We start from the raw sequence: 21,158 nt of genomic DNA on the forward strand, positions 1-21,158 counted from the left end.
AGGAACCATGACGACAATGAACAAGCGACGGGTGGTCGCCATCACCGGGGGCGCCCGGGGGATCGGATATCACACCGCGGAGGAACTCATCCGACGCGGTCACCGGGTCGCCATCGGGGACATCGACGAGATCCAGCTCAAGGTGGCCGCCGAGGAGCTCGGCCTCGACGTCGCGGTGCGTCTGGATGTCACCGACCCTGCCTCCGTGGCGTCCTTCCTCGACGTGACCGAGGAAGCACTGGGGCCGATCGACGTCCTCATCAACAACGCGGGTGTCATGCCGACGGGGCACGTGCACGAGGAGACCGACGAGGTCACCCGCCGGCAGGTGGAGATCAACATCCTGGGCGTCATCTTCGGCACCAAGATCGCCCTGCAGCGGATGCTGCCACGGCGACAGGGACACATCATCAACACGGCTTCACTGGCCGGGGAGCTCCCGGTCCCGGGGCTGGCGACGTATTGCGGGACCAAGTTCGCGGTCATCGGATTCACCGAGGCCGCCCGGCAGGAGTACCGCAGGTCGGGTGTCACCCTGTCCACTGTGCGTCCGACCTTTACCAACACCGAGCTGGTCGCGGGGACGAGCGGGGCCAAGGGCATGCGCAACGCGGAGCCGCAGGAGATCGCGCGCGCCACGGCGGATCTCATCGAGCGCCCGCAGCCCTTCGTGCGAGTCACGCGTATCGCCGGCACGATGGTGGCGGCGATGAAGTTCGTTCCCGAGCGGATCGCGACCCAGCTCGGGGCGATGCTCGGGACCGACACGGTCTTCCTCGACCGCGTGGACTCCGCGGCGCGTCAGGCCTACTTGGAGCGGGTCGGTCGCAGCTGATGCCACAGGGCGCGATCGCGCGCCACGGATCATCCGAAACGACCGCGAACGTCGCGTGGCGCTCGCGGTCGTCTCCTGTCCCGTGGCTTAGGCCCGGTGCTGGCCGCCCTCGACGACGGGCATCAGGTCCGGGGGGCGAAGGCCGGCCGCTCCGGCTCAATGGCGGAGATCCGCTGGTAGCCGGCGCCCAACGGGGGACGCTCGTCCCGGTTGCCCTTGTTGGGCCACAGGGAGGCTGCCCGCTCGGCCTGCGCGGTGATGGTCAACGACGGGTTAACCCCCAGGTTCGCCGTGATACTGGAGCCGTCGACGACGAAGATCCCGTCGTGCCCGTAGAGACGGTGGTAGGGGTCGATGACCCCGGTCTCCGGGGAGTCACCGATGGCACACCCGCCGATGAAGTGAGCGGTCATCGGGATGTTGGCGATCTCCCCCGTGGACCCGCCGGCCACGCCGTTGATCTTCTCGGCGACGCGACGGGTGACTTCATTGCCGACGGGGATCCAGGTGGGGTTGGGCGCCCCGTGGCCAGGTCCCGAGGTGATCGTGGGGCGACCGAGGAGGGTCTTCCTCGACCGCACCGTGATGGAGTTGTCCAGCGTCTGCATGACCAGCAGGATGACTGTGCGCTCCGACCACCGTCGCGGGCTGAACCACGTCAGGTGAGAGGGCTGGGTCGCGATTGTCCGCAGCCAGCGCCACCACCGGGGGCCATGGCCGTCCCCGTCGGTGAGGGCGGTCTGGAGTAGGGACATGGCGTTGCTGCCCTTGCCGTAGCGCACCGGCTCGATGTGGGTGAACTCGTCGGGGTGGATCGAGGATGTGATGGCCACGCCGCGCGTGAAGTCGCTGGATCGATCGCGGGACTTCGCCCCCAGGATCGACTCGGAGTTGGTACGGGTCAGGGTGCCCAGTCGGGCGGAGATGTGCGGCAGGGAGCCCGTGGCCTTCAGTCGGTGGAGCAGCTTCTGGGTGTTGTAGGTGCCCGCTGCGAAGACGACGTGGTCGGCCGTGAATGACTGCCGGTTGCGGCGACGGCGCGCGGACCTGCCGGTGCGGACGGTGTCGACGACGTACCCGCTTCCCTTGCGCGGGCGCACGTCGACCACGGTGGTCAGGGGACGTACCTCGGCCCCGAGCTTCTCCGCGAAGTACAGGTAGTTCTTGTCCAGGGTGTTCTTCGCCCCGACCCGGCACCCGGTCATGCACGACCCGCACTGGGTGCAGCCGGTGCGGCGCGGCCCCGCCCCGCCGAAGAACGGGTCGGGAACCTCTTTGCCGGGCTCTCCGAAGAAGACGCCGACGGGGGTCAGTGTGAAGGTGTGCTCCACACCCATGTCGCGCGCGACCTCGCGCAGCACCTCGTCCGAAGGCGTCACGTGGGGGTTCTGCGTGACACCCAGCATCCGCCGTGCCGTCTGGTAGTGCGGGTCCAGCTCGGCGTGCCAATCGGTGATGTGCGCCCACTGTGGATCGTTGAAGAACGGGGCAGGAGGTTGGTAGAGGGTGTTGGCGTAGTTGAGCGAACCGCCGCCGACGCCGGCGCCCGCCAAGATGACGACGTCGCGCAGCAGGTGGATGCGCTGGATGCCGAAGCAGCCGAGCCGTGGCGCCCAGACGAACCGACGGGTGTCCCAGGACGAGGTGGGCAGGTCGTCGGTGTCGTAGCGCTTGCCTGCTTCGAGCACCCCGACGTGGTAGCCCTTCTCCGCCAGGCGCATGGCGGTCACCGAGCCGCCGAAGCCGGAGCCGATGATCAGCACGTCGTAGTGGGCCGAGGTCATGGGATGTGGATCCTTCTGTGAGGTGTTCGACGCGAGTGGGGCGGCGGACCGGCAGTGCCGCCGATCTGACGGGTGTACGTGCAGGCGGTCAGCTGCTGATGGCGTGGAGCGGTCTCCACTTCTCGGCCAGGAGTACCGAGTCCGGGTCGATGCCCGGTCGATGAGGGCGACTCGCTAGCTCATGGCACTCCTGTCAGACGATGTCTGTCGAGGGTGTCACCTCGGTGGAGTGGGCGTCCTGTGCCATTGCTCAACGCGGAGGATCCCGGCGGGGCTCGGCGCACAACGCCCGGCCCGCCGGCTCCGGCGGTGCCGCCGGAGCCGGGTCGGTCCTCACAGGGACCGGCTGATGATCTCCTTCATGATCTCGGAGGTGCCGGCGTAGATCTGCGAGACGCGCATGTCGGCCCAGATGCGGGCGATGGGGTACTCGTTCATGTACCCGTAGCCGCCGTGCAGCTGGAGGCAGGTGTCGGCGACGCGCTGCGCTCGTTCGGAGCACCACAGCTTCGCCATGGCGGCGGTGGGGATGTCCAGACCCTCGCCGACGTGGAGCTGGATGCACTCGTCCACGAAGGACCGTGCCACGCGAGCTTCTGTAGCGACCTCTGCCATTTTGAACTTGGTGTTCTGGAACCCCCAGATCGGCCGTCCGAAGGCGCTTCGGTCGCGCACGTAGGCCAGTGTCTCGGCCAGGCAGAACTCCATGGCTGCGACGTTCGAGACTGCGACCAACAGCCGCTCCTGGGGGAGCTGCTGCATGAGCTGCACGAAGCCCTGGCCTTCGGTGAGGCCCAGCAGGTTGGTGACCGGGACGCGGACGTTGTCGAAGAAGAGCTCCGAGGTGTCCTGCCCCTTCATCCCGATCTTGTCGAGCACCCGACCGCGGGAGAAGCCCTCCGTGCTGGTGGGGACCACCATCAGCGAGATGCCGGCGGCGCGGTCGTCCGGATCGGTCTTGACCACGGTGAGCACCAGGTCGGCCTGCGAGCCGTTGGTGATGAAGGTCTTGGAGCCGCTGACAAGGTAGTCGTCACCCTCGCGCACCGCCTTGGTCTTGATGTTCTGCAGGTCCGAGCCGGTCCCGGGCTCGGTCATTGCGATCGCGCCGACGACCTCGCCGGACGCCATCTTGGGAAGCCACTGCTGCTTCTGCTCTTCCGTGCCGTAGGCGAACAGGTAGTGGGCGACGATGCCGTTGTGCAGGGACGCCCCCCAGGAGCTGTCGCCGACCCGTGCCTGCTCCTCGATCAGGATGGCCTCGTGGGCGAAGGTGCCGCCGCCGCCGCCGTACTCCTCGGGGATCGACAGGCAGAGCAGACCGACGTCACCAGCGCGGTTCCACAGTTCCCTGTCGACGTGCTTGTCGGCGATGAAGGTCTCGATGTGCGGTTTGATCTCCTTCTCACAGAACGTACGTGCCAGGTCGCGCACGTCGTCGAGGTCTTTGTCCATCCAGGGGGAGCGGCGAGTGGGCAAGGGGTGCCTCCGGCAGGTCGGGTACAGGGTGTACCAATCTGACCACACCCGTAGTCTTGGGTACAAGGTGTTCCATGCATGCGGACCCGGGAGTCGTTGGTTTCGTCGACCCCGCATAGGCTGCATCTTGTGGTCGAGGTCGGGCGATGGGTGGATTCGACGGTGCGGCGCCGGTCGTCGCGCGATGATCAGGTCCGGGCGCGGCGACGACAACAGGTGGCGAGCGCCGCTCTGCAGGTCGTCGACGAGGCAGGAGCGGGTGCCGGCACGGCCCTGATTGCCGAGCGGGCCGGCATCCCGAGGCCGCACGTCTACCGCTACTTCTCCAGCCGTGAGGACCTGGATGACGATGTGGCACGCCTCGCCGCGCAGGACCTCATTGCCTGCGTCCGGCCCCACCTGACTCGGCGCGGCACACCCTCACAGGTCGTCGAGGGGCTGGTCCATGCCTGCGCCACCTGGGCCGACGTCCACCCTCACCTCTTCCGCTTCCTAGCTGCACGGGGGCAGAGTCGAACCCTTCACCGCGCTCGGATGGGTCGCTCGCGATTGCTGGACGAGATCGCTGCGGCGGCGCGCGGCTATACCAACTCGGCCGAGGAGACCTTTCCCGAGGGCATCTTGGTGGGCGTGATGGGGATGGTCGACGCGACAATCATCTGGTGGCTCGACCAGCGCGACGAAACCCTCGACGTCATGGTGGGGCGCCTCTCGCGCCATGTCACCCTGGTGCTGCACGATGCCTTGGCCGCCCACGGCATCGACCTCGACCCAGCGGTCGAGCTGGAGCCGTTCATCGGCGGGTGAGTCAGGAACGGCCCACAGGATTGCCCTGCTCAAAGTGCTCAACATCAACGACGACGAATGTCGCGTGTGCGGTTGCGACCGGGCTGTCGTCCGCATCCAGCGCCGCGGCTTCCACGTGTAGCCGCCGTCCCGAGCGGTCCCGGACGTGGGCAGAGAACTCGTAGTCGGTCCTCAGCAGCACCGGACGGAGGTACTCGACGGTCAGGGACCTCGTCACGGCAAGCTCTCCGACCCGGTAGAGGAGGAAGCCGAAGAGGTCGTCGAACGCTGCAGCGACTAGGCCGCCGTGGGTGATCCCGGGCGCCCCTTCCTGGCGGGGGTCGAAGCGGTGCACGGCGCGAACGCCGCCCTCTGTGGCGTCGACCTTCAGTGCAAGACCAGCAGGATTCTCCGTCCCGCATCCCGCGCAGGTGGGGGAGTGTGAGGGGAGGCGTCCCTCCGCCGACGGCTCGGGCCGCGACATCGAGCGGATCCACGCCTCCAACGCCGACATTGCGCCCCCGTCGGGGCGTACCTCTTTCGCCGGGGCGGTTGGCTCGCCTGCGCCGGAGGCGCTTCGTAGCGGGTCGTTCATGGAAAACTCCTCAAATTCAAGACCGATGGGAGCGGAGGCACAACGTCGCATCTGTCTCTGTCGCATACAGGATCAAGTCGTCGTCGTGATGAGCGAGCGATCAAAGCCGAAACTAAGGGCCCGCCGTTCGCCAACGCGGCAAGACATGATGGCATATTTGTTTTCAATCGAGACGTTGAGGCTTTATTTGTCTACACTCGACGCTGTGCGTCTCATTTGGACACCTCACCGTCCTCAAACCGATGCCGAGCGACGTGGCCTTGCCTGGTGGGTGGCCGTGCTGATCTGCAAGCCGTTCCTGATGGTGCTGCGCCGGCCTGACTGGCGCGGAGTCTCAGGGATCCCGAGGTCGGGGGGAGCAGTGCTGGCCGCCAACCATGTCTCGCACATCGACCCTCTGCTGGTCGCGGAGATGGTGCTATCCACGGGGCGGGTGCCGCGGTTCTTGGCGAAGGACAACCTCTTCCACGGTCCGATCGTGGGCAGGTGGTTCCGTGCGGCCGGCCACGTCAAGGTCGACCGGGCTGCCGGACGCGCAGGGTACGACGACGCGGTGAATGCGGCACGCTGTGGTCAGCTCCTCCTGGTGTATCCCGAGGGTTCTATCAGCAAGCGGGAGGACGGTCTGCCGATGACGATGAAGTCAGGGGCGGTTCGCATCGCCCTCGAGGCGTCGGTCCCTCTCCTCCCGGTGGCCCAGTGGGGTGCTCAGGAGATCCTGCCCGCATACAGCGGGCGGTTGCGATGGGGTTGGCGACGGCAGGCGAGCGTGTTCGTCGGCGCTCCCGTCCCGCTCGAGGACCTCCGTGACCTGGAGCCTGCACGTGCCGTCGAAGTGGGCCGTCAACGGCTCGAGGACGTCCTCATCACGATGGTGTGCGAGCTGCGTGGAGCCACCGCGCCGGCGCGGTCCATCCGTGCTCAGGCGCCGAAGGCGGGATCCTCAGGGCGCGAGGATCCCGAGCCGCGCACCATCGCGGGGCCGTAGGTGTCCAGCAGTGTTGCCATCAACTCATCGAACGGTAGGTCCACGAACGTCCCGCGCTCGCGGACGTATTCCATGTGGCGGCGGCCGGCGCCGTCGGCTGCGTGGAGCAGGGCGTCCTGCGATCCGTCGAACTCCAGCGCAGGAACGCCGAAGCGGCGGCACAGCTCGGAGTTGAAGGCCGGCGAGCCCTTGCGCCACCGGCCGTCGACGTACGCCGCGCTCCACCCGTGGAACACGAACAGGTCCGTGCCCATCAGCTCCAGCAGCGCCTCGCTGTTGAGGTGGTTGCGGACATCGGAGAACCCCAGCACGGCCGGGATCCCCGCAGCGCGCAGGCTCGCGGTGAGCAGCACCGCCTTCGGGACGCACCAGGTGGGGCCACCGTCAAGGATCGCGCTGGCGCGGTAGGTCGGGGGGGCCGCGGTGACGCTGTAGGGGTCGTAGCGGAGTCGGTCGCGGACCTCCGCGAAGAGCAGCCCGACCCGCTCACGCGGATCCTGGACACCTCGCACCACGGACTCGGTGAAGTCGCGCACGTCGGGGTGGTCGCTGTCGATGAACCCGGTCGGGGCGAGGGCCTGCCGGGGGTCGAGCTCGTCGCCCATCAGGCACTGACCTCAGCGTCCTGGGGTGCGCCGGCCGCCCCGAGGGCCGTGACGAGGTCCCGCTCGAGGGACGGCAGGGCGGCAGCTGCGAGGGCGGCTTGCTCCGTTCGGCCCTTGGCCGGGCCCTCCTGCCGGCCCAGCGACGCGACCAGTGACCATGTCTCCGCGCAGAGGTGCGCAGCGTTGGCGACTTCGCTCGCGCGAACATCCCCGGTCAGACGCGCGATGTCGGCGGCGCCGCTGGAGAGCAGTCGCCGGAACAGCCCACCGCCGGTGCCGGCCTTCTCCACGAATGCGCTGAGTCCCTGGAGCACCAGGTCCAAGACCTCGTCGGGGAAGACCTCTGGCCATCGAGCGAGGTCCTCGGCGAACAGGTCGACGGCGGCCAGCCCCGTGGCCCCGGTCGCCGTATCCCTCCCGGTGACGATCGAGGGACCGGTCGAGGTGGTCATCGAGACAGCCGCCTGGGCGAACGCCGCCCGGGCGACGGTGGCCAGGTCGGGCAGCGAATCGGGCCAGGCGATGTCGAAGTAGGTGTGGCGCGTCGGGACCGGGAATCCTTGGGACGAGCGAGCCCGAGCTAGAGCCTCGTAAGGCACCAGTTGCACCTCGTCGCGGTCGTTGTCGACGACGTGCGCGAGCTGCTGCACGTCGTCGTAGCCGATCACGACGATGTCATGGCGACTCATCTGAAGGCGCACGCGCAGGTAGGGCAGTTCTGCGATGTCGGCCCACACCAGGGCCGGGCGACCGGCGCGCACGGCATCGCGTACGTAGGTCCAGCCCACCTGGGGGACGTCCGTGGCGTGCACGGTGACCACGGCGCCGAGTCGTGTCGGGAGATCGGTCTCCAGGTCCCCGCCCCGCCCCACGAGGTACACCGGTGGCATGAGCGCTGCATTCCGGACGTAGGAGAGGTCAAGCGACCCGCTCAGCGCGAAGACGAGGCCCTCGTCGGGTGGGCCTTCCCAGCCGAGCCCGGCCCATTCGAGGAGGTCGCGCATGGCGCCGGAGCCGCAGTGGCCGCCACGTCGGTGCGGGTAGGGAACCACGACGGCGTCGCTCGAGCTGGTCATGGGACTCATTTCCTAGAGACAATTCACATGTTTTGTTCCAATCTAAGGCACGGGCTTCTGATTGTCACAGCCCGGTCCCGAGGTGACATGAGTCCGTTTGGCAACACGATCGCTATCGTGTCCCCTGTGTCATCCCCCTCCATGCGCGAGCGGTACCGCGAGCACGTCCGTACGGCGGTGCTGGAGACTGCTCACGACCTGATCGCCGATCGAGGCTGGGAGCGAGTCCGCATGGGTGAGATCGCCGAGGCGGTCGGTATTTCACGCGCCCTGCTCTATAAAGAGTTCGGCGACAAGCCCGGATTGGGGGAGGCCGTCGTCCTGAGGGAGGCGGCGCGCTTCATCGAGGGCATTGAAGGAGTGCTCGCGCACCACGACGCCGACGCTGCTCGCGGCCTCGCGGCCTCGGTGGAATTCGTGCTCGAGGAAGCTGAGAACAGCTCTCTACTCAGGGCGGTGCTGATCGCCAACCGCGATTCCTCCCCGACCGCGACGGGCATTCTCCCCCTGCTGACGACCTCCGCGCAGCTGCTGGAACTGGCCTCGAACTCGTTGGCCCGGTGGCTCATGGCTCACGTGCCCGGGGTGCAGGCCGACGATGTGGCGGACGCTGCGGAGGCCCTGGTGAGGCTCACCGTGAGCCATCTAGCCCTGCCTACCATGTCCCGCAAGGACACTTCACGGAAGATCACCGAGGTCGGACTGAGGTACCTCGGGCTCTCCGTCGAAGCGGCGACGTCCGAAGCCACGACCTGACGTCCACTCTCAGCCGGTGATCGGGTCCGCCGCCACCCCAAGGACCAAAAGCCGGTAGATGGAAGAGGACAGGGTCGCCGCATCCGAGCTGTCATGCGGACGGTCGCCGGCAACGGCGCTCAATCCGGCGACCGTCACGGCGCCGAAGATGCAGGCCGCTACCCTTGACGGATCCTCGACGCGGCGCAGCGAGCCGTCCTCGACGCCCTGCACGAGCAACTGCTCGATAGGGGTGAGGAAGGCGGCGTCGATGGCGACGGCGAGGTCGGGCAGGCGGGTGGCGCGACCCAGGTCGCCGACCAGTGCGCGGCATAGGTGCGGGTGCTCGAGCATGACTGGTATCTGCGCCTTTCCGTCCCATGGCCCCTCCCGAACGCAGGATCGGGGGGCGTGACCGGTAGGACCGGCGCATGACTCTCGCAATTGTCGTGGCTCACAATGCCGCTATCCCCAAGCCCGCGCCCGTACCCGATCCCAGTGGATTCGGATGGCCCGACAGCGAACTACCTCGGGGCCTGACGGCCCAGGACGTGACCCGAATCTCCGCGGCCATCGCCGCCGGCCGCGCCGAATCCACCCGCAAGACCTACGCCTCGGCCTGGCGTCGGTTCGAACGCTGGTGCACCGATCGGACCATCCCACCGCTGCCCGCGACCCCAGCCACGATCTGCGCCTACCTGGCCGACTTCGCCCAGCAGGGGGTGGTGTCCGGAACGATCGAGGGCGCCTGCGCTGCCATTGCCGACGCCCACCACCGCGACGGTCACCCCAACCCGGTCGCCGACGAGCCTGTCAAGGCTGTCCGCCGCGGCATCCGCCACACCCTGGGCACAGCCCCGCGTCGCCAGGCCCGGCCCCTGAACACCGACGAGATCCGCCAGATGCTCACCGGCATCGACCGCACCACCATCAAGGGCGTTCGCGATGCGGCCGTGATCCTGCTCGGCTTCGCCTCCGCCCTACGTCGCTCCGAGCTCGCCGACCTGAACCTCGACGACGTCGAGCCCAAGCCCGAGGGTCTGCTCGTTCACGTCCGCCAATCCAAGGGCGACCCCGAGAAACGCGGCCAGCTCGTCGGCGTCGCCCGCGGCAACCACCCTGACACCGATCCGATCTCCGCACTCGACGCCTGGATCGACCTCCGCGGCCGCGAACCAGGGCGACTGTTCGTCGCCGTGCGCAACGAGCAGATCGGCCCACAGCCGTTCACCGGCAGCGGCCTTGCCAGGATGCTCAAGGATCGAGCTGCCGCCGCCGGACTTCCTTCCGAACGGATCAGCGGCCACTCCCTACGGGCAGGGCACGCGACTACCGCCGCGATGGCCGGCGTCGACCTCGCCCGGATCGCCGCCCAGACTCGCCACACCCGCATCTCCACCCTCGTCGAGCACTACATTCGACCGCTGGAGGCACTTCAGGTCACCTCCAGTCGCAACCTCGGCCTGTAGGCCGGGCGGCGACGGGGATGCGTGTCCAAGCAAATAATCACAAGCCGGAAGAAGACACTCGACGAGAGTTACTGGTGCAAGAGTGTTACGCTATCCTGAATCCAACACATCGCTTCATGAGAGAGTTACTGGCCTGCGGATGTCTCACTCGGGAATCAGTGCAACCGGACGCGGGGAACTGGCGACCGTCATGGCCGGGGGCCGACGTTTCGTTAGGCCTGAGCATGTGTCCAGCCTGCTGCAGGTCAATGCAGACGAGGCAGCCAAGAAGCTGTCCCGGTGGGCCGCGCAAGGCTGGCTCCGCCGCGTTCGTCGGGGCCTGTACATCGGAGTCCCGGTCGAGGCCGCTCACCCGGCTTCATGGTCGGAAGACCCTCTTGTCGTCGCGGCTGAGGTGTGGCCCTGCTATTTCACAGGGTGGACCGCCGCAAACGAGTGGGCTCTCAGCGATCAGGTCTTCCGCACCACCGTCTTGAAGACCACCTCACGCGTGCGCGCATCAAACGTCCGGCTTCTTGACCACGACTACCTGATCAGCTCGACCACCGACGCCGATATGCGCTGGGGCATGAAGAGCCAATGGAGGCATGAGTCCCGGCTGCGTTTCGCGGACCCCGCTCGCACCGTCGTCGACATCCTGGACGCGCCAAGGCTCGGGGGAGGAATGCGTCACGGCGCCGAGATCCTCGCCGCATACCTCGACGAGCACGACCCCACCACGCTCCTCGACTATGGCGATCGGCTCGGCAACCGGGCTTTGTTCAAGAGACTCGGGTACAGCATCGAGGCTATGGGCAGGGATCTCCCGAGAATGCTCAGCGCATGCCAGGAACGAGTCTCGGCGGGCATCTCGGCGCTCGATCCAGACGGCCCACCGGGAGGTCGCAGCAACACCCGCTGGGGGCTTCGAATCAACGTCACTGTCGGCGCGGAGGAGCCCGCGTGATCTCGCGGCGCGAACTCGACGAACTGGGCGGTGAGTGGTCGCTCGACATCGGAGTCATCGAGAAGGACTACGTCCTGGGTTGGCTCCTCGCAGGCGTCGCACAGCACGCGGATCTGTCGCAGACGTGGGTCTTCAAAGGCGGAACCTGCCTCCGCAAGTGCTACTACGAGACCTTCCGATTCTCGGAGGATCTCGACTTCACTGTCATCGACCGGGGACCAGAGGAGGTCGAAGACCTCCAGCGCATCTTTGGCGAGATAGCCGACTGGATCCGCGAAGAATCCGGCATCGAGCTCATCCTCGACGATCAGGCATTTCGGCGGCGCCAGAACCGCCGCGGCAACCCGACGACTCAGGGCAAGATCGCCTATCGGGGGCCGAACGAGACGCGTGGCACGCTCCCCAAGGTGAAGTTCGACATCACCAGCGACGAGCTCCTGACGCAGGCGCCGGTCCTCCGGCCGATCGGGCACCCCTACAGCGACACCCCGCTCCCGGTCGACGGGGTTGCGTGCTATCCCATAGACGAGCTGTTCGGGGAGAAGCTGCGAGCCCTCGCTGAACGATGCCGGCCCCGCGACCTCTACGACGTCGTGCACCTCCATCGGCACCCAGATCTCGTTGGACGCTCATCCGCAGTCCGAGACGTGCTGCGTCAGAAGTGCGAGCACGCAGGTATCGCCGAGCCCACTCTGGACTCGATCCGCGGCACAAGGTTTCGCGCGGAGATCGAGTCCGAATGGGAGAACATGCTCGGCCATCAGCTCCCGCGCCCGCTGCCCCCCTTCGCGGACTTCTGGGCGACCCTCGATGACGTTTTCGGCTGGCTCGACGGAACGCGCCCGACCACCCTCCTGCCGCGGGCACAGTTCGCAAACATCGACCCGAATTGGAGCGCGCCGGCCGCTATCACGTCGTGGCGCCGAGGCGTTCCCCTCGAACTCATTCGCTATGCGGGCGCGAACAGGCTCAAGGTCGACATCGACTACCGCGCCGAGAACGGTCGCTGGGGATCGCGTCGCGTCGCCCCGTACTCATTCCGCCGCACCCGCGACGGCAACATCGTCCTGTTCGTCGTGAACGACCAGGGGCAGCTACGCAGCTATCGAACTGACCGCATCGCTGGAATCCGCCCAACGAGCGAGTCGTTCACACCCGCATTCAGGGTCGAGTTTTAGTCAGTCCCCGACGCCAGGGATCAGCGGTCCTCGGGGACCTCGGTGAGGCGGAACCCGAGGGACTCGTTGAACTTGCCCAGACAGTGGTCACGCAGGGCGGCGTCGCAGTCGGCGTACCGGCTGAGCACGGGGACTCCCGAGCGGCTCCGCAGGACCGGTGCGCTGTGTCTGAGGCGGCGGTAGGCGTCGTAGGGACCTGCGGTTCCGTGGTCGCCGTGGTCATCTCGACCAGGAGCGACTCGGGATCGGTGGGGGTGATGGTCGCGCTCATTGTTCCACCGCGCGGTGGAAGTGGGCGACGTCCACGACGACGAAGAGTGCCTCGGAGCGGACGGTGAGCTGTCCGTGCGGGTCGGTCAGGGTGGCGGAGAGGTGCAGCTTGCGTCCGGCCTGGTGATCAAACTGGGCGCGCAGTTGGTACGGCGACCCCAGCACGACCGGTCGTAGGTACTCCACGGTCAGGTGTCTGGTGACGGCGAGTTCGCCGACGAGGTAGAGCGCGAACCCGTAGAGGTCGTCGAGGACCGTTGCGACCGCTCCGCCGTGTGCGACACCCGGTGCGCCGACGTGGCGTGCGTCGAAGGTGTGCTCGGCGACGACGGCGGTGGCGCCGTCTCGGTGAGCGACCAGGTGGTGGCCGTGGGGGTTGGCTCGGCCGCAGCCCAGGCAGTCGTTGTGGTGGCTGGGGAGCGGTTCACCCTCCGGCCCGACTGCCGTGGCGAGGAGCCAGCTTGCGAAGATCGCGGCGCGGTCCCCCTGCTCGTCGGACAGCGGGCCCTGGTCGTTCATGGCCTCTCCTGGAGTTCGAGCGCCGAAACAGCACGAGCCATGCTGGACACGGCCGCCTCCTCCAGGGTGGGATGCGTCTGAGCCACCTCGGCCACGGCCCTCCACCGGTCGCCGATGGTCTCCCCAGTGCGTGCGGCCAACGCGAGGGCGGACCAGCCGTCGGCACAGCACAACACCGCCCCCCCCGGCCTGTGCCAGCTCGGTAGACTCGCTCAGCCCGGCCACATCGAGACGGAGCGCAGATCGTCGCCGGTATTGCGAACATCGCCGCGATCCCCGAACCCGGCAAGCTGGCCCAAACCGTCCCGCACCACCAATCAATAACTCGGAGAACTGCACCCCGGAGCGCCGGCCGACCATGCGACCTCCTAGCTAGGAGAGCTCGCGCTTGAGGATCTTGCCGGTGGCGGTCATGGGCAGTTGCTCGACGACCTCGACCAGGCGGGGGTGCTTGTAGTTGGCCATCTGTTCCTTGCCCCAGGCGAGGAGCTCCTCATTGGTGGTGTTCGCACTCTTCTCGAGGATCACGAATGCCTTCACCTCCTCGCCGTGGGTCTCGTGCGGCACGCCGATGACAGCGGCCAGTGAGACGTCGGGGTGCGTCATCAGCACCTCCTCGATCTCGCGCGGGTACACGTTGTAGCCGCCGCGGATGATCATGTCCTTGGAGCGGTCGACGATGTAGTACCAGCCATCGGCGTCCTTGCGCCCGAGGTCGCCGGTGCGGAACCAGCCGTCCTCACTGAGAACCTCCGCCGTGGCCTCGGCGCGGCCGTAATAACCCTTCATGATGTTGTGGCCGCGGATGGCGATTTCGCCGACTGGGCTCATGCCGTCCTCTTCGATCGCGATGGGCACGCTGTCCCACGAGTCGGGCTGCAGCAGTTTCATCTCCACGCCGGGGATCGGTACCCCGATGGACCCGGCCCGCACCGGCTTGCCGTATTCGGAGAAGCTCGCCACCGGCGAGGTCTCCGAGAGGCCGTAGCCCTCGAGGATCGTGACGCCGAACTTCTTCTCGAAGTCCTTGTGAACCTCGACCGGCAGCGCGGAGCCGCCGGCCGCAGCGACGCGCAGGTTGCGGGCGATCGCCTCGACGTCGACGGAGTCGTCAAGGGCACCCAGCAGCCCCCAGTACATGGTCGGGACGCCGGCAAAGAACGTGACGTTCTGTTTCGTCATCAGCTCCAGTGCCGACCCTGCCTCGAAGCGCGGAAGCATCACGACGGTGCCGCCGTAGGCGAACGCGCCATTCTGGATGACGGTCTGCCCGAACGAGTGGAACAGCGGCAGCACGCACAAATAGGTGTCCGGCCGCTCGGCATCGGCGCCAAAGAGGTCCGCCCCTGCCAGTGCGTTGTCGCGCATGTTGCGGTGCCGGAGTTCGGCGCCCTTGGGCTGCCCTGTCGTACCCGATGTGTACAGGATGACCGCGGTGTCGTCGTCGTCGGTGTCGACCGCCTCGAACGTGGCCAGCTGCGAGCCCATGGCCCCACCCATCGTCTCGACGCCCTCGAACGGTGACTCCGCGACCGGGTCGGCGGTGATGACGAAGAAGTGCTCACAAGAGTTGGTCTGGTCGAACCCGACCTTGCCCTCGACGCCGATCGGCAACTCGGCGGTGCCCTGGAAACACAAGTACGCCTTCGCGTCTGAGTCGTCGAGGTGGTAGGCGACCTCACGGCCCTTGAGCAGCACGTTGAGCGGTACGACGGTGCCGCCGGTCTTGAGGATGCCGAAGTAGGCGATGGTGAAATAGGGCAGGTTCGGGCAGGACAGCGCCACCTTGTCGCCTGGCTGGATACCGCGCTCGACGAGCAGGTTCGCGACCTGGTTGGCGGCACCATTGACCTGGGCGTAGGTGAGCCGGGTGTCGGCGAAGCCGATGGCATCCCGCTCGGGGTAGCGCTCGGCAGAGTTCTCCAGGAGGGTTGCGAGGTTGTGACTGGTCATACCGTCTCCAAAATGGCTCGTTGGGCAGGGAGTCGACGGAGATAACCCGAGAGTTCGAGCATGCCGCCGGGGTCGAGGCGCTGGAGTGCCGTGGCCCGTTGCCGCGTCCGTGTCACGGGTTGGGACTCACACTTCTGCGCGCTGCGCGCTGCGCGCCGATACCCCGCTTCTTGAGCGCGGGAGGTCGCGGCTTGCGATCACAGCGCGCATTGCCTCCGGGTCGGTGAGCTTGACCCGCGGACGCCCTGCCTGCGCGCCGACGGCACGCTCCGCGTCGTCCAGGTATCGCCAACCTTCTCGGCCGATCCCGGCCGGGTGCAGTCTTCGCAATGCCGGAGCTAGGTCCGCGGTGCGGTTGGCTGGCTCGGGCAGGTGGCCGGCGTTGAGGTCGTCCAGCAGATGGTTGACCGTTTCGTGCGCGCAACTCCTGTTGGTGCCGATAAAGCCGCGTGGTCCGCGCTTGATCCACCCGACGACGTAGGTGCCGGGCATGTCCTTCACGCGGCCACCAGAATTCGGCACGATGCGGCGCGCACTGTCAAACGGCAAGTCCCGCACGGGGACTCCTTGATATCCGATCGACCTGAGGACCAGGCCGGTCTCGATGGTTTCAGTGTCACCACTGGCCACAGCCGACGACATGCCGTCCAGAGCCAGTTCGTTGCGCGCAACCTCAAGACCAGTGACCCGCTCAGTCCCCAAGACTCGTACGGGGGAGGTGAGGAAGCGGAGCACAATGCGCCGGCGATCATCGCGAGGGCTGGCGGAGGAGGGCAGACCTCGCAGCAGGGCGAGCTTGAGGTCTTGTTGCACATCATCACCCGGTTGCGTGTCCGGCACCTCGCCCTCAACGACCACATCGATGTCGGCGCGGTTGACGAGGCCGGTCAACTCGGGCAGCGTGAAGGCGGCCTGAGCGGGGCCTCGTCGGCCGAGGAGCACGACTTCGCGCACTTCGCTGCGGCGCAGCGCCTCTAACGCGGGATCAGCGATGTCCGTGCAGGCCAAGCGTTCCGGGTCGGTCGCCAGGATGCGAGCCACATCGAGGGCAACGTTCCCGTTGCCCACGATCACCACTCGTTCGGTGGACAAGTTGAACTCGTGATGAGCGTGATCTGGATGGCCGTTGTACCACGCGACGAACTTCGTGGCGGTGGCACTGTGCGCCAGACTCTCGCCCGGGATCTCCAAACGACGATCCTGCGAGGCGCCCGTCGCGTAGATCACCGCGGAGTGAACACTCAGCAGGTCTTGGTGCGTGACGTCCACGCCGACCTCCACGCCGAGGGCATAATGAAACCCTGGTAGGTCCTCGACGTGACGGAACAGCTCGGTGACTGTCTTGGTCTCGGGGTGATCAGGAGCAACCCCAGCGCGGACCAAGCCGTACGGCGTGGGCAATCGGTCATACACGGTTACCTCGACACCATCTTGCTTGAGCAGCTCGTCAGCGGTATACAGGCCCGCTGGCCCAGCCCCGACGATGGCCACGCGTAACCGGGCCGGCTGCGAGATCTGGACGAGAGTCGGCACGCGTGCCTGTACGCCGCGCGGCCGCGGCGTTGCGTGATACTCGGCGTTGATCCCTTGGAACGGACGCTCGACGTCAGTGAGAACAGTGTCCCGGCTGATGGCACCGACCGGGCACGCCGGTATGCACGCGCCGCAGTCCACACACGTCTTGGGATCGATGTACAGCATCTCCGCGGTGCCGAAGTCCGGGTCTCCGGGGTTCGGTTGAATCGCGTTGACCGGGCAGGCGAAGACGCACGAGGCGTCACTGCAACACGCCTGGGTGATGACGTGGGGCACCTGGTCAGGCCGCCCTGCGGAAGCTGACCGGGGGCTCGCTACGGTAGCGGGACGGGCGGCCGTCGATCTTGCACCAGCGCCACAATCGCCTCGCAGTCGGCGTCATCAGGCCGGTGTCCTCGGCCAGCATCCGCACGTCGGCGAACAGGTCACGCAGCCGTGCGCGTGACTCCGGGGCCTCCCAGTACAACTCCTTGATGACCTCGTCGGGAATGTCGAAGCGGTCGCGGAAAGCCTTCGGCGGAACCAGGATCGCATCGCCCAGGAATCGCATGATCAGCGGCAGAAGTGCACCCGTCACGCTGCGTGCCGTGTGGCTCAAGTGAGGAGCCCTGAGTCGGACCGCCTCGTGCGCGAAGGAGATGTGTCGAGCCTCCTCGGCGATGTGGATCTCCATGACGCGAGACAGGACCGGAGGCAACTCGGCGCCGGCCCGGAAGATGGACTTCTGGGTGTGGTCGATGGGCTCCTCGCCAGCCAGGACCCCGAGGAAGAACACCACGGGATACTTCGTCACCAGCATGGGGAGCACCGGCGCGAGCTTGCGCAGGATCCACGGCATGCCGTCGACGTCGGCACCGATCCGGTTCACCACCTCCTGGAACATCTGTGTGTGGTGGCACTCCTCGGTTGCCTCGTGCGTCAGGTACCGGTACTCGATCGAGCCGTTGGGCAGGGCGAAGACGTACTGCATGATCGCCCGGATCAGGACGTTCTCGAACTGGAGGCCCACCTTGAGGATATTGGCCTGTCGCCACATCCCAATCTCGATCTGGCGCTCCAGCGACTGGCTCTGGTACCACGGGTGGCCCCCGAGCGGGTCGACGCCGACTGGCAGGACCCAGCGAGGGTCGTCGGCGCGGACCTGAAAGTCGGGGGAGTCCCAGGGAACGTCGGCAAATGCGTCAAAGTGACGGTCAACGGACGCTTGGCACAGGGCCTTGAGGATTTCGTCATAGTTCTCAGGCGTCACGTCAGTTGACAACGCCTCTTCGAGGTCCATCTGCGGTTGGTCCACCACCGAGGTGGTCCCGTCGGTGCCTTCGCTGCTGATGTGGTGCTGCATTGTGCCTCCGGTCGACATCACGGCCTCCTTTTCAGCCTTGCGGAACGCCATTACGGTTCATAACGTATCGTCAGTTACTGTCACGGTCAACCAGTCGGCTCAGATGTCTCGCTCGCTGGTTCGGACGCCTGAAATCCCGTCTGTCGCGGGGCAATCCTCACTGCGACGAGGTCTCTTCGGGACTCAGCAGCCCAGGCGAGGTTGCGTCCGCCGCGGGCGCCACCCCCCCTTGACTTGTCGATGGTGACCATGTCATGGTCTGGCGACACGGTGATAGACGTCACGATCTCTCGGAGCCTCCGCGGTCGTCGATGGTCCACGTTCTTGACATGACTGAATCCGAAATGCGACAGGGGGATCCCAGATGCGGTCCGTACGCTCGACGGGTGTGAGCGGGGCGATGCTGGCGCTGTTCGCAGCACACTCGCGCGCCAAGCGCCGCGTGAGGGAGGCGAGAACAACCCCGGACCACGGGGTGCTCGGCTCAGTCCCGGAGGCTACCCGAGAACAACGGGTGCAGACCTCTGACGGCGCCACGCTGCAGGTGTGGGAGTACGGCGACCCTGGAAGTCCGACGACGGTCGTCTTGACCCATGGCTGGACACTTTCGGGCGAGCTGTGGTCGCAACAGGTGTCTGCGCTGTCGAAGCACGCCCGGGTGGTGGTGTACGACCACCGCGGTCACGGCCGATCCGACCGAACGCCCGACGACAGCTGCAGTTTGGACCAGCTCGGGGCGGATCTGGGATCGGTGATCGACGCCGTCGCACCTTGGGGCTCCCTCGTCCTGGCGGGGCACTCGATGGGCGGCATGACGCTCATGCACCTGGCTGCGCAGCGCCCGTCACTGTTCGCCGAGCGCGTTCGGGGCGTCGTGTTGGTCAGCACGAGCGCCGGTGAACTGTCCCAGCTTGATCTCGGACTTCCGAGGCCCTTGGGCGCACTCGTGCGGAGGTTTGGCGCACGGGGCATCTCTGCGCTGGGCCGGCTCGAGCGAAGGGTCGAGGGACGATGGGTTGCACCGCCGGAGGTTTGGCTCGCAGTGCGCCACCTCAACTTCGGTCCGGGCGCTCCAGCCCGACACGTCGACGAAATGCTCAGGGTGGTGTCACGGACTCCGCTCGGCGTCGTGTCGGCCTTCTACGCTGCGCTTCTCGCGCACGACGGCGCTTGCGGCCTTCCGGTGCTTTCCACGGTTCCGGTCACCATCGTCGTTGGCGGCGAGGACCGGCTGACCCCGCCGGAACACTCTTATCGCCTCGCTCGTGGGCTGCCGGACGCGGAGTTCCGGGTGGTTCCCGGCGCCGGGCACATGCTGACCCTGGAGCGTCCGGAGCAGGTCAGCGAGGCGATCTCGGCGTACTGCGATAGTGCTGCAAGTGACTCCAGGAACCACTTACTGAGCTCGGCGGGCTAGAGCGTGACTCGGTCAAGTGTCACGCGTCCAAGTGTCACGCGTCCAAGCGTGACGTGAGACACGTTGCGTCGTTGAGTGTGATATCGGACGCAATACGTGAGCGAGAGTAGTCCAGACAGAGAGTGGGAGATCGGGTCGAATGACGTCTGAACTCGGGGCTGTTGCCCGTCCGCTCAGCGCCGCTGGTGGTCTCTTCGGCATGTTCGCGGATGTCGCCCGAGCCAGTGTGCGCCCCCCGTGGGCGTGGCGCGAATACGTCGAACAGACGTGGTTCGTAGCGCGGGTCACGACCGTTCCGACGGCCCTCGTCGCGATACCCTTCGGCGCGGTCATCGCGCTCCAGCTCGGAAGCCTGACGCGTCAGCTGGGGGCGCAGTCCTATACCGGGGCTGCGTCTGCTCTCGCCATCATCCGCGAGGCCGCCCCGATCGCCACCGCCCTGCTCGTGGCGGGCGCAGCGGGTACGGCGATCTGCGCCGATCTGGGTGCCAGGAAGGTGCGCGAGGAGATCGATGCCATGGAGGTGCTCGGCATCGACCCCGTCCGCCGGCTGGTCGTCCCCCGAGTGATGGCGGCTGTGACGGTGGCGTTGTTGCTCAATGGATTCGTGGCCTTCGTCGGCATCGTCGGGGGCTACTTCTTCAGCGTTGGCATGCAGGGCAGCAGCGCGGGTTCGTACTTCGCCGGGTTCGCAACCCTCGCGCAGGCCCCTGACCTCTACGTCGGCGCCTTCAAGGCGGCCCTGTTCGGGCTGATCGCCGGGGTGGTCGCGTCGTACAAGGGCTTGACAGCCAAAGGCGGCCCCCAAGGCGTGGGCGACGCCGTCAACGCCGCGGTGGTGCTGACGTTCCTCTTGCTCTTCTCCGTGAACTTCCTGGTGACTGCGGTCTATGCCGAGATCGTCCCACCGAGGGGGCGCTGAGATGACTACCGTCGCAGCCCCGAACGAGCGCACGACGCCCAACCTGCTCGGGCGACCTGGCCGAGAGGCCGTCGGCTGGCTCGACGACCTGGGGCGCCAACTCGCCTTCTATGCCGCGGCACTGCGATCGATGCCAGCGGCACTGGTGCACTACCGGGGGGAGACGCTTCGGCTGCTAGGCGACGTCGCACTGGGCCGCGGCGCGCTCGCCGCGTTCGGCGGCAGCATCGGCGTCGTGGTCGCAATGTCCTTCTTCACGGGGATCGAGGTCGGGCTCCAAGGCTACGAGGGACTCGAGCAGATCGGCGCGTCCGCGCTCACCGGGTTCATCTCTGCCTACTTCAACACCCGCGAGATCTCCCCGCTCGTTGCGGGGGTTGCCTTGTCGGCCACGGTCGGTTGCGGGTTCACCGCCCAGCTCGGGGCGATGCGAATCTCGGAGGAGATCGATGCACTCGAGGTGATGGCGGTGCGCCCGATCCCGTTCCTCGTGTCATCTCGTGTGCTGGCCGGGCTGGTCGCTGTCATCCCGCTGTACTTCGTGGGGTTGCTGGCCTCCTACCTGAGCACCCGGACGGTGGTCACCCGTGTCTACGGTCAGTCCGCCGGAACCTACGACCACTACTTCCACCTCTTCCTTCCGCCTGCAGACATCGGGTGGTCGGTCTTCAAGGTCTCGGTGTTCGCAACGCTGGTGATCATCTCCCATTGCTGGTACGGCTT

Annotated in this window: 20 protein-coding genes; 10 read left to right on the forward strand and 10 right to left on the reverse strand. The window is 66.9% G+C overall.

The window, feature by feature from the left end:
* The first annotated feature begins 7 nt into the window (after positions 1-7).
* Complete coding sequence (locus CF8_RS08470; protein WP_010832712.1) at positions 8-835, forward strand: SDR family oxidoreductase; 828 nt, start codon at positions 8-10, stop codon at positions 833-835.
* A 122-nt stretch (positions 836-957) separates the two neighbouring features.
* Here CF8_RS08470 and CF8_RS08475 read toward each other — a convergent pair whose 3' ends face one another.
* Both CF8_RS08475 and CF8_RS08480 read right to left on the reverse strand, forming a co-directional pair.
* On the reverse strand, positions 958-2,619 hold the full coding sequence (locus CF8_RS08475) for a GMC oxidoreductase (RefSeq protein ID WP_010832713.1): 1,662 nt from the start codon (positions 2,617-2,619) through the stop codon (positions 958-960).
* A 333-nt stretch (positions 2,620-2,952) separates the two neighbouring features.
* Positions 2,953-4,074 carry an acyl-CoA dehydrogenase family protein gene (locus CF8_RS08480; RefSeq protein WP_010832714.1) on the reverse strand — a complete coding sequence of 374 codons (1,122 nt, stop codon included), beginning with the start codon at positions 4,072-4,074 and terminating at the stop codon, positions 2,953-2,955.
* 153 nt (positions 4,075-4,227) lie between these two features.
* Between CF8_RS08480 and CF8_RS08485 the strand changes: the two genes are divergently transcribed.
* Positions 4,228-4,905, forward strand: coding sequence for a TetR/AcrR family transcriptional regulator (locus CF8_RS08485; protein WP_010832715.1), 678 nt, complete (start codon positions 4,228-4,230; stop codon positions 4,903-4,905).
* Between the two features lies 1 nt (position 4,906).
* On the opposite strand, the gene CF8_RS08490 is transcribed toward CF8_RS08485, so the two are convergent.
* On the reverse strand, positions 4,907-5,479 hold the full coding sequence (locus CF8_RS08490) for a PaaI family thioesterase (RefSeq protein ID WP_084622826.1): 573 nt from the start codon (positions 5,477-5,479) through the stop codon (positions 4,907-4,909).
* Between the two features lie 145 nt (positions 5,480-5,624).
* Between CF8_RS08490 and CF8_RS08495 the strand changes: the two genes are divergently transcribed.
* Entirely contained in the window at positions 5,625-6,467 is an 843-nt protein-coding gene (locus CF8_RS08495) for a lysophospholipid acyltransferase family protein (protein WP_232211599.1), read from the forward strand.
* On the opposite strand, the gene CF8_RS08500 is transcribed toward CF8_RS08495, so the two are convergent.
* Complete coding sequence (locus CF8_RS08500) at positions 6,401-7,072, reverse strand: transglutaminase-like domain-containing protein (RefSeq protein ID WP_010832717.1); 672 nt, start codon at positions 7,070-7,072, stop codon at positions 6,401-6,403. The two genes, CF8_RS08495 and CF8_RS08500, sit on opposite strands and share 67 nt — an antisense overlap.
* A complete protein-coding gene (locus tag CF8_RS08505; RefSeq protein ID WP_010832718.1) occupies positions 7,072-8,148 on the reverse strand; it encodes a BtrH N-terminal domain-containing protein in 1,077 nt (358 codons plus the stop codon). The genes CF8_RS08500 and CF8_RS08505 overlap by 1 nt, the downstream gene beginning before the upstream one ends.
* Before the next feature lie 141 nt (positions 8,149-8,289).
* Here CF8_RS08505 and CF8_RS08510 point away from each other — a divergent pair, with 141 nt between their 5' ends.
* Positions 8,290-8,904 (forward strand): TetR family transcriptional regulator, encoded by a 615-nt coding sequence (locus CF8_RS08510; protein WP_010832719.1) that lies wholly within the window; start codon positions 8,290-8,292, stop codon positions 8,902-8,904.
* Positions 8,905-8,913: 9 nt separating this feature from the next.
* Here the strand turns inward: CF8_RS08510 and CF8_RS08515 are convergent, their stop codons facing one another.
* The gene (locus CF8_RS08515; protein ID WP_010832720.1) at positions 8,914-9,237 is read right to left on the reverse strand and encodes a hypothetical protein; all 324 of its coding nucleotides are present in this window, start codon (positions 9,235-9,237) and stop codon (positions 8,914-8,916) included.
* Between the two features lie 197 nt (positions 9,238-9,434).
* On the opposite strand from CF8_RS08515, the gene CF8_RS08520 reads away from it, so the two are divergent.
* The 3 genes from CF8_RS08520 (at position 9,435) to CF8_RS20870 (ending at position 12,476) form a co-directional block, all read left to right on the forward strand.
* Positions 9,435-10,352: a site-specific integrase gene (locus CF8_RS08520; RefSeq protein WP_010832721.1), complete on the forward strand. Its 918-nt coding sequence runs from the start codon at positions 9,435-9,437 to the stop codon at positions 10,350-10,352.
* Positions 10,353-10,578: 226 nt separating this feature from the next.
* The gene (locus CF8_RS22480; RefSeq protein WP_010832722.1) at positions 10,579-11,298 is read left to right on the forward strand and encodes a type IV toxin-antitoxin system AbiEi family antitoxin domain-containing protein; all 720 of its coding nucleotides are present in this window, start codon (positions 10,579-10,581) and stop codon (positions 11,296-11,298) included.
* Positions 11,295-12,476 (forward strand): nucleotidyl transferase AbiEii/AbiGii toxin family protein, encoded by a 1,182-nt coding sequence (locus tag CF8_RS20870; RefSeq protein WP_010832723.1) that lies wholly within the window; start codon positions 11,295-11,297, stop codon positions 12,474-12,476. The genes CF8_RS22480 and CF8_RS20870 overlap by 4 nt, the downstream gene beginning before the upstream one ends.
* Before the next feature lie 267 nt (positions 12,477-12,743).
* On the opposite strand, the gene CF8_RS08535 is transcribed toward CF8_RS20870, so the two are convergent.
* From CF8_RS08535 to CF8_RS08555, 4 genes are all read right to left on the reverse strand, one after another.
* Positions 12,744-13,265, reverse strand: a complete 522-nt coding sequence (locus CF8_RS08535) for a PaaI family thioesterase (RefSeq protein WP_010832724.1) — start codon at positions 13,263-13,265, stop codon at positions 12,744-12,746.
* A gap of 372 nt (positions 13,266-13,637) precedes the next feature.
* Positions 13,638-15,218, reverse strand: a complete 1,581-nt coding sequence (locus CF8_RS08545) for a long-chain-fatty-acid--CoA ligase (protein WP_010832725.1) — start codon at positions 15,216-15,218, stop codon at positions 13,638-13,640.
* Positions 15,219-15,344: 126 nt separating this feature from the next.
* The gene (locus tag CF8_RS08550) at positions 15,345-17,030 is read right to left on the reverse strand and encodes an FAD-dependent oxidoreductase (protein ID WP_010832726.1); all 1,686 of its coding nucleotides are present in this window, start codon (positions 17,028-17,030) and stop codon (positions 15,345-15,347) included.
* A gap of 4 nt (positions 17,031-17,034) precedes the next feature.
* Positions 17,035-18,147 carry an AurF N-oxygenase family protein gene (locus tag CF8_RS08555; RefSeq protein WP_010832727.1) on the reverse strand — a complete coding sequence of 371 codons (1,113 nt, stop codon included), beginning with the start codon at positions 18,145-18,147 and terminating at the stop codon, positions 17,035-17,037.
* Positions 18,148-18,484: 337 nt separating this feature from the next.
* On the opposite strand from CF8_RS08555, the gene CF8_RS08560 reads away from it, so the two are divergent.
* The 3 genes from CF8_RS08560 to CF8_RS08570 all read left to right on the forward strand — a co-directional run.
* Positions 18,485-19,513 carry an alpha/beta fold hydrolase gene (locus CF8_RS08560; protein ID WP_198016977.1) on the forward strand — a complete coding sequence of 343 codons (1,029 nt, stop codon included), beginning with the start codon at positions 18,485-18,487 and terminating at the stop codon, positions 19,511-19,513.
* Between the two features lie 139 nt (positions 19,514-19,652).
* Positions 19,653-20,435, forward strand: coding sequence for an MlaE family ABC transporter permease (locus tag CF8_RS08565; protein WP_010832729.1), 783 nt, complete (start codon positions 19,653-19,655; stop codon positions 20,433-20,435).
* Position 20,436: 1 nt separating this feature from the next.
* Positions 20,437-21,158 (forward strand): MlaE family ABC transporter permease (locus CF8_RS08570; protein ID WP_036490592.1); only part of this gene is annotated, 722 nt, incomplete at its 3' end.

The organism is Nocardioides sp. CF8 (assembly GCF_000389985.1).
Classification (GTDB): Bacteria; Actinomycetota; Actinomycetes; order Propionibacteriales; family Nocardioidaceae; genus Nocardioides; species Nocardioides allogilvus.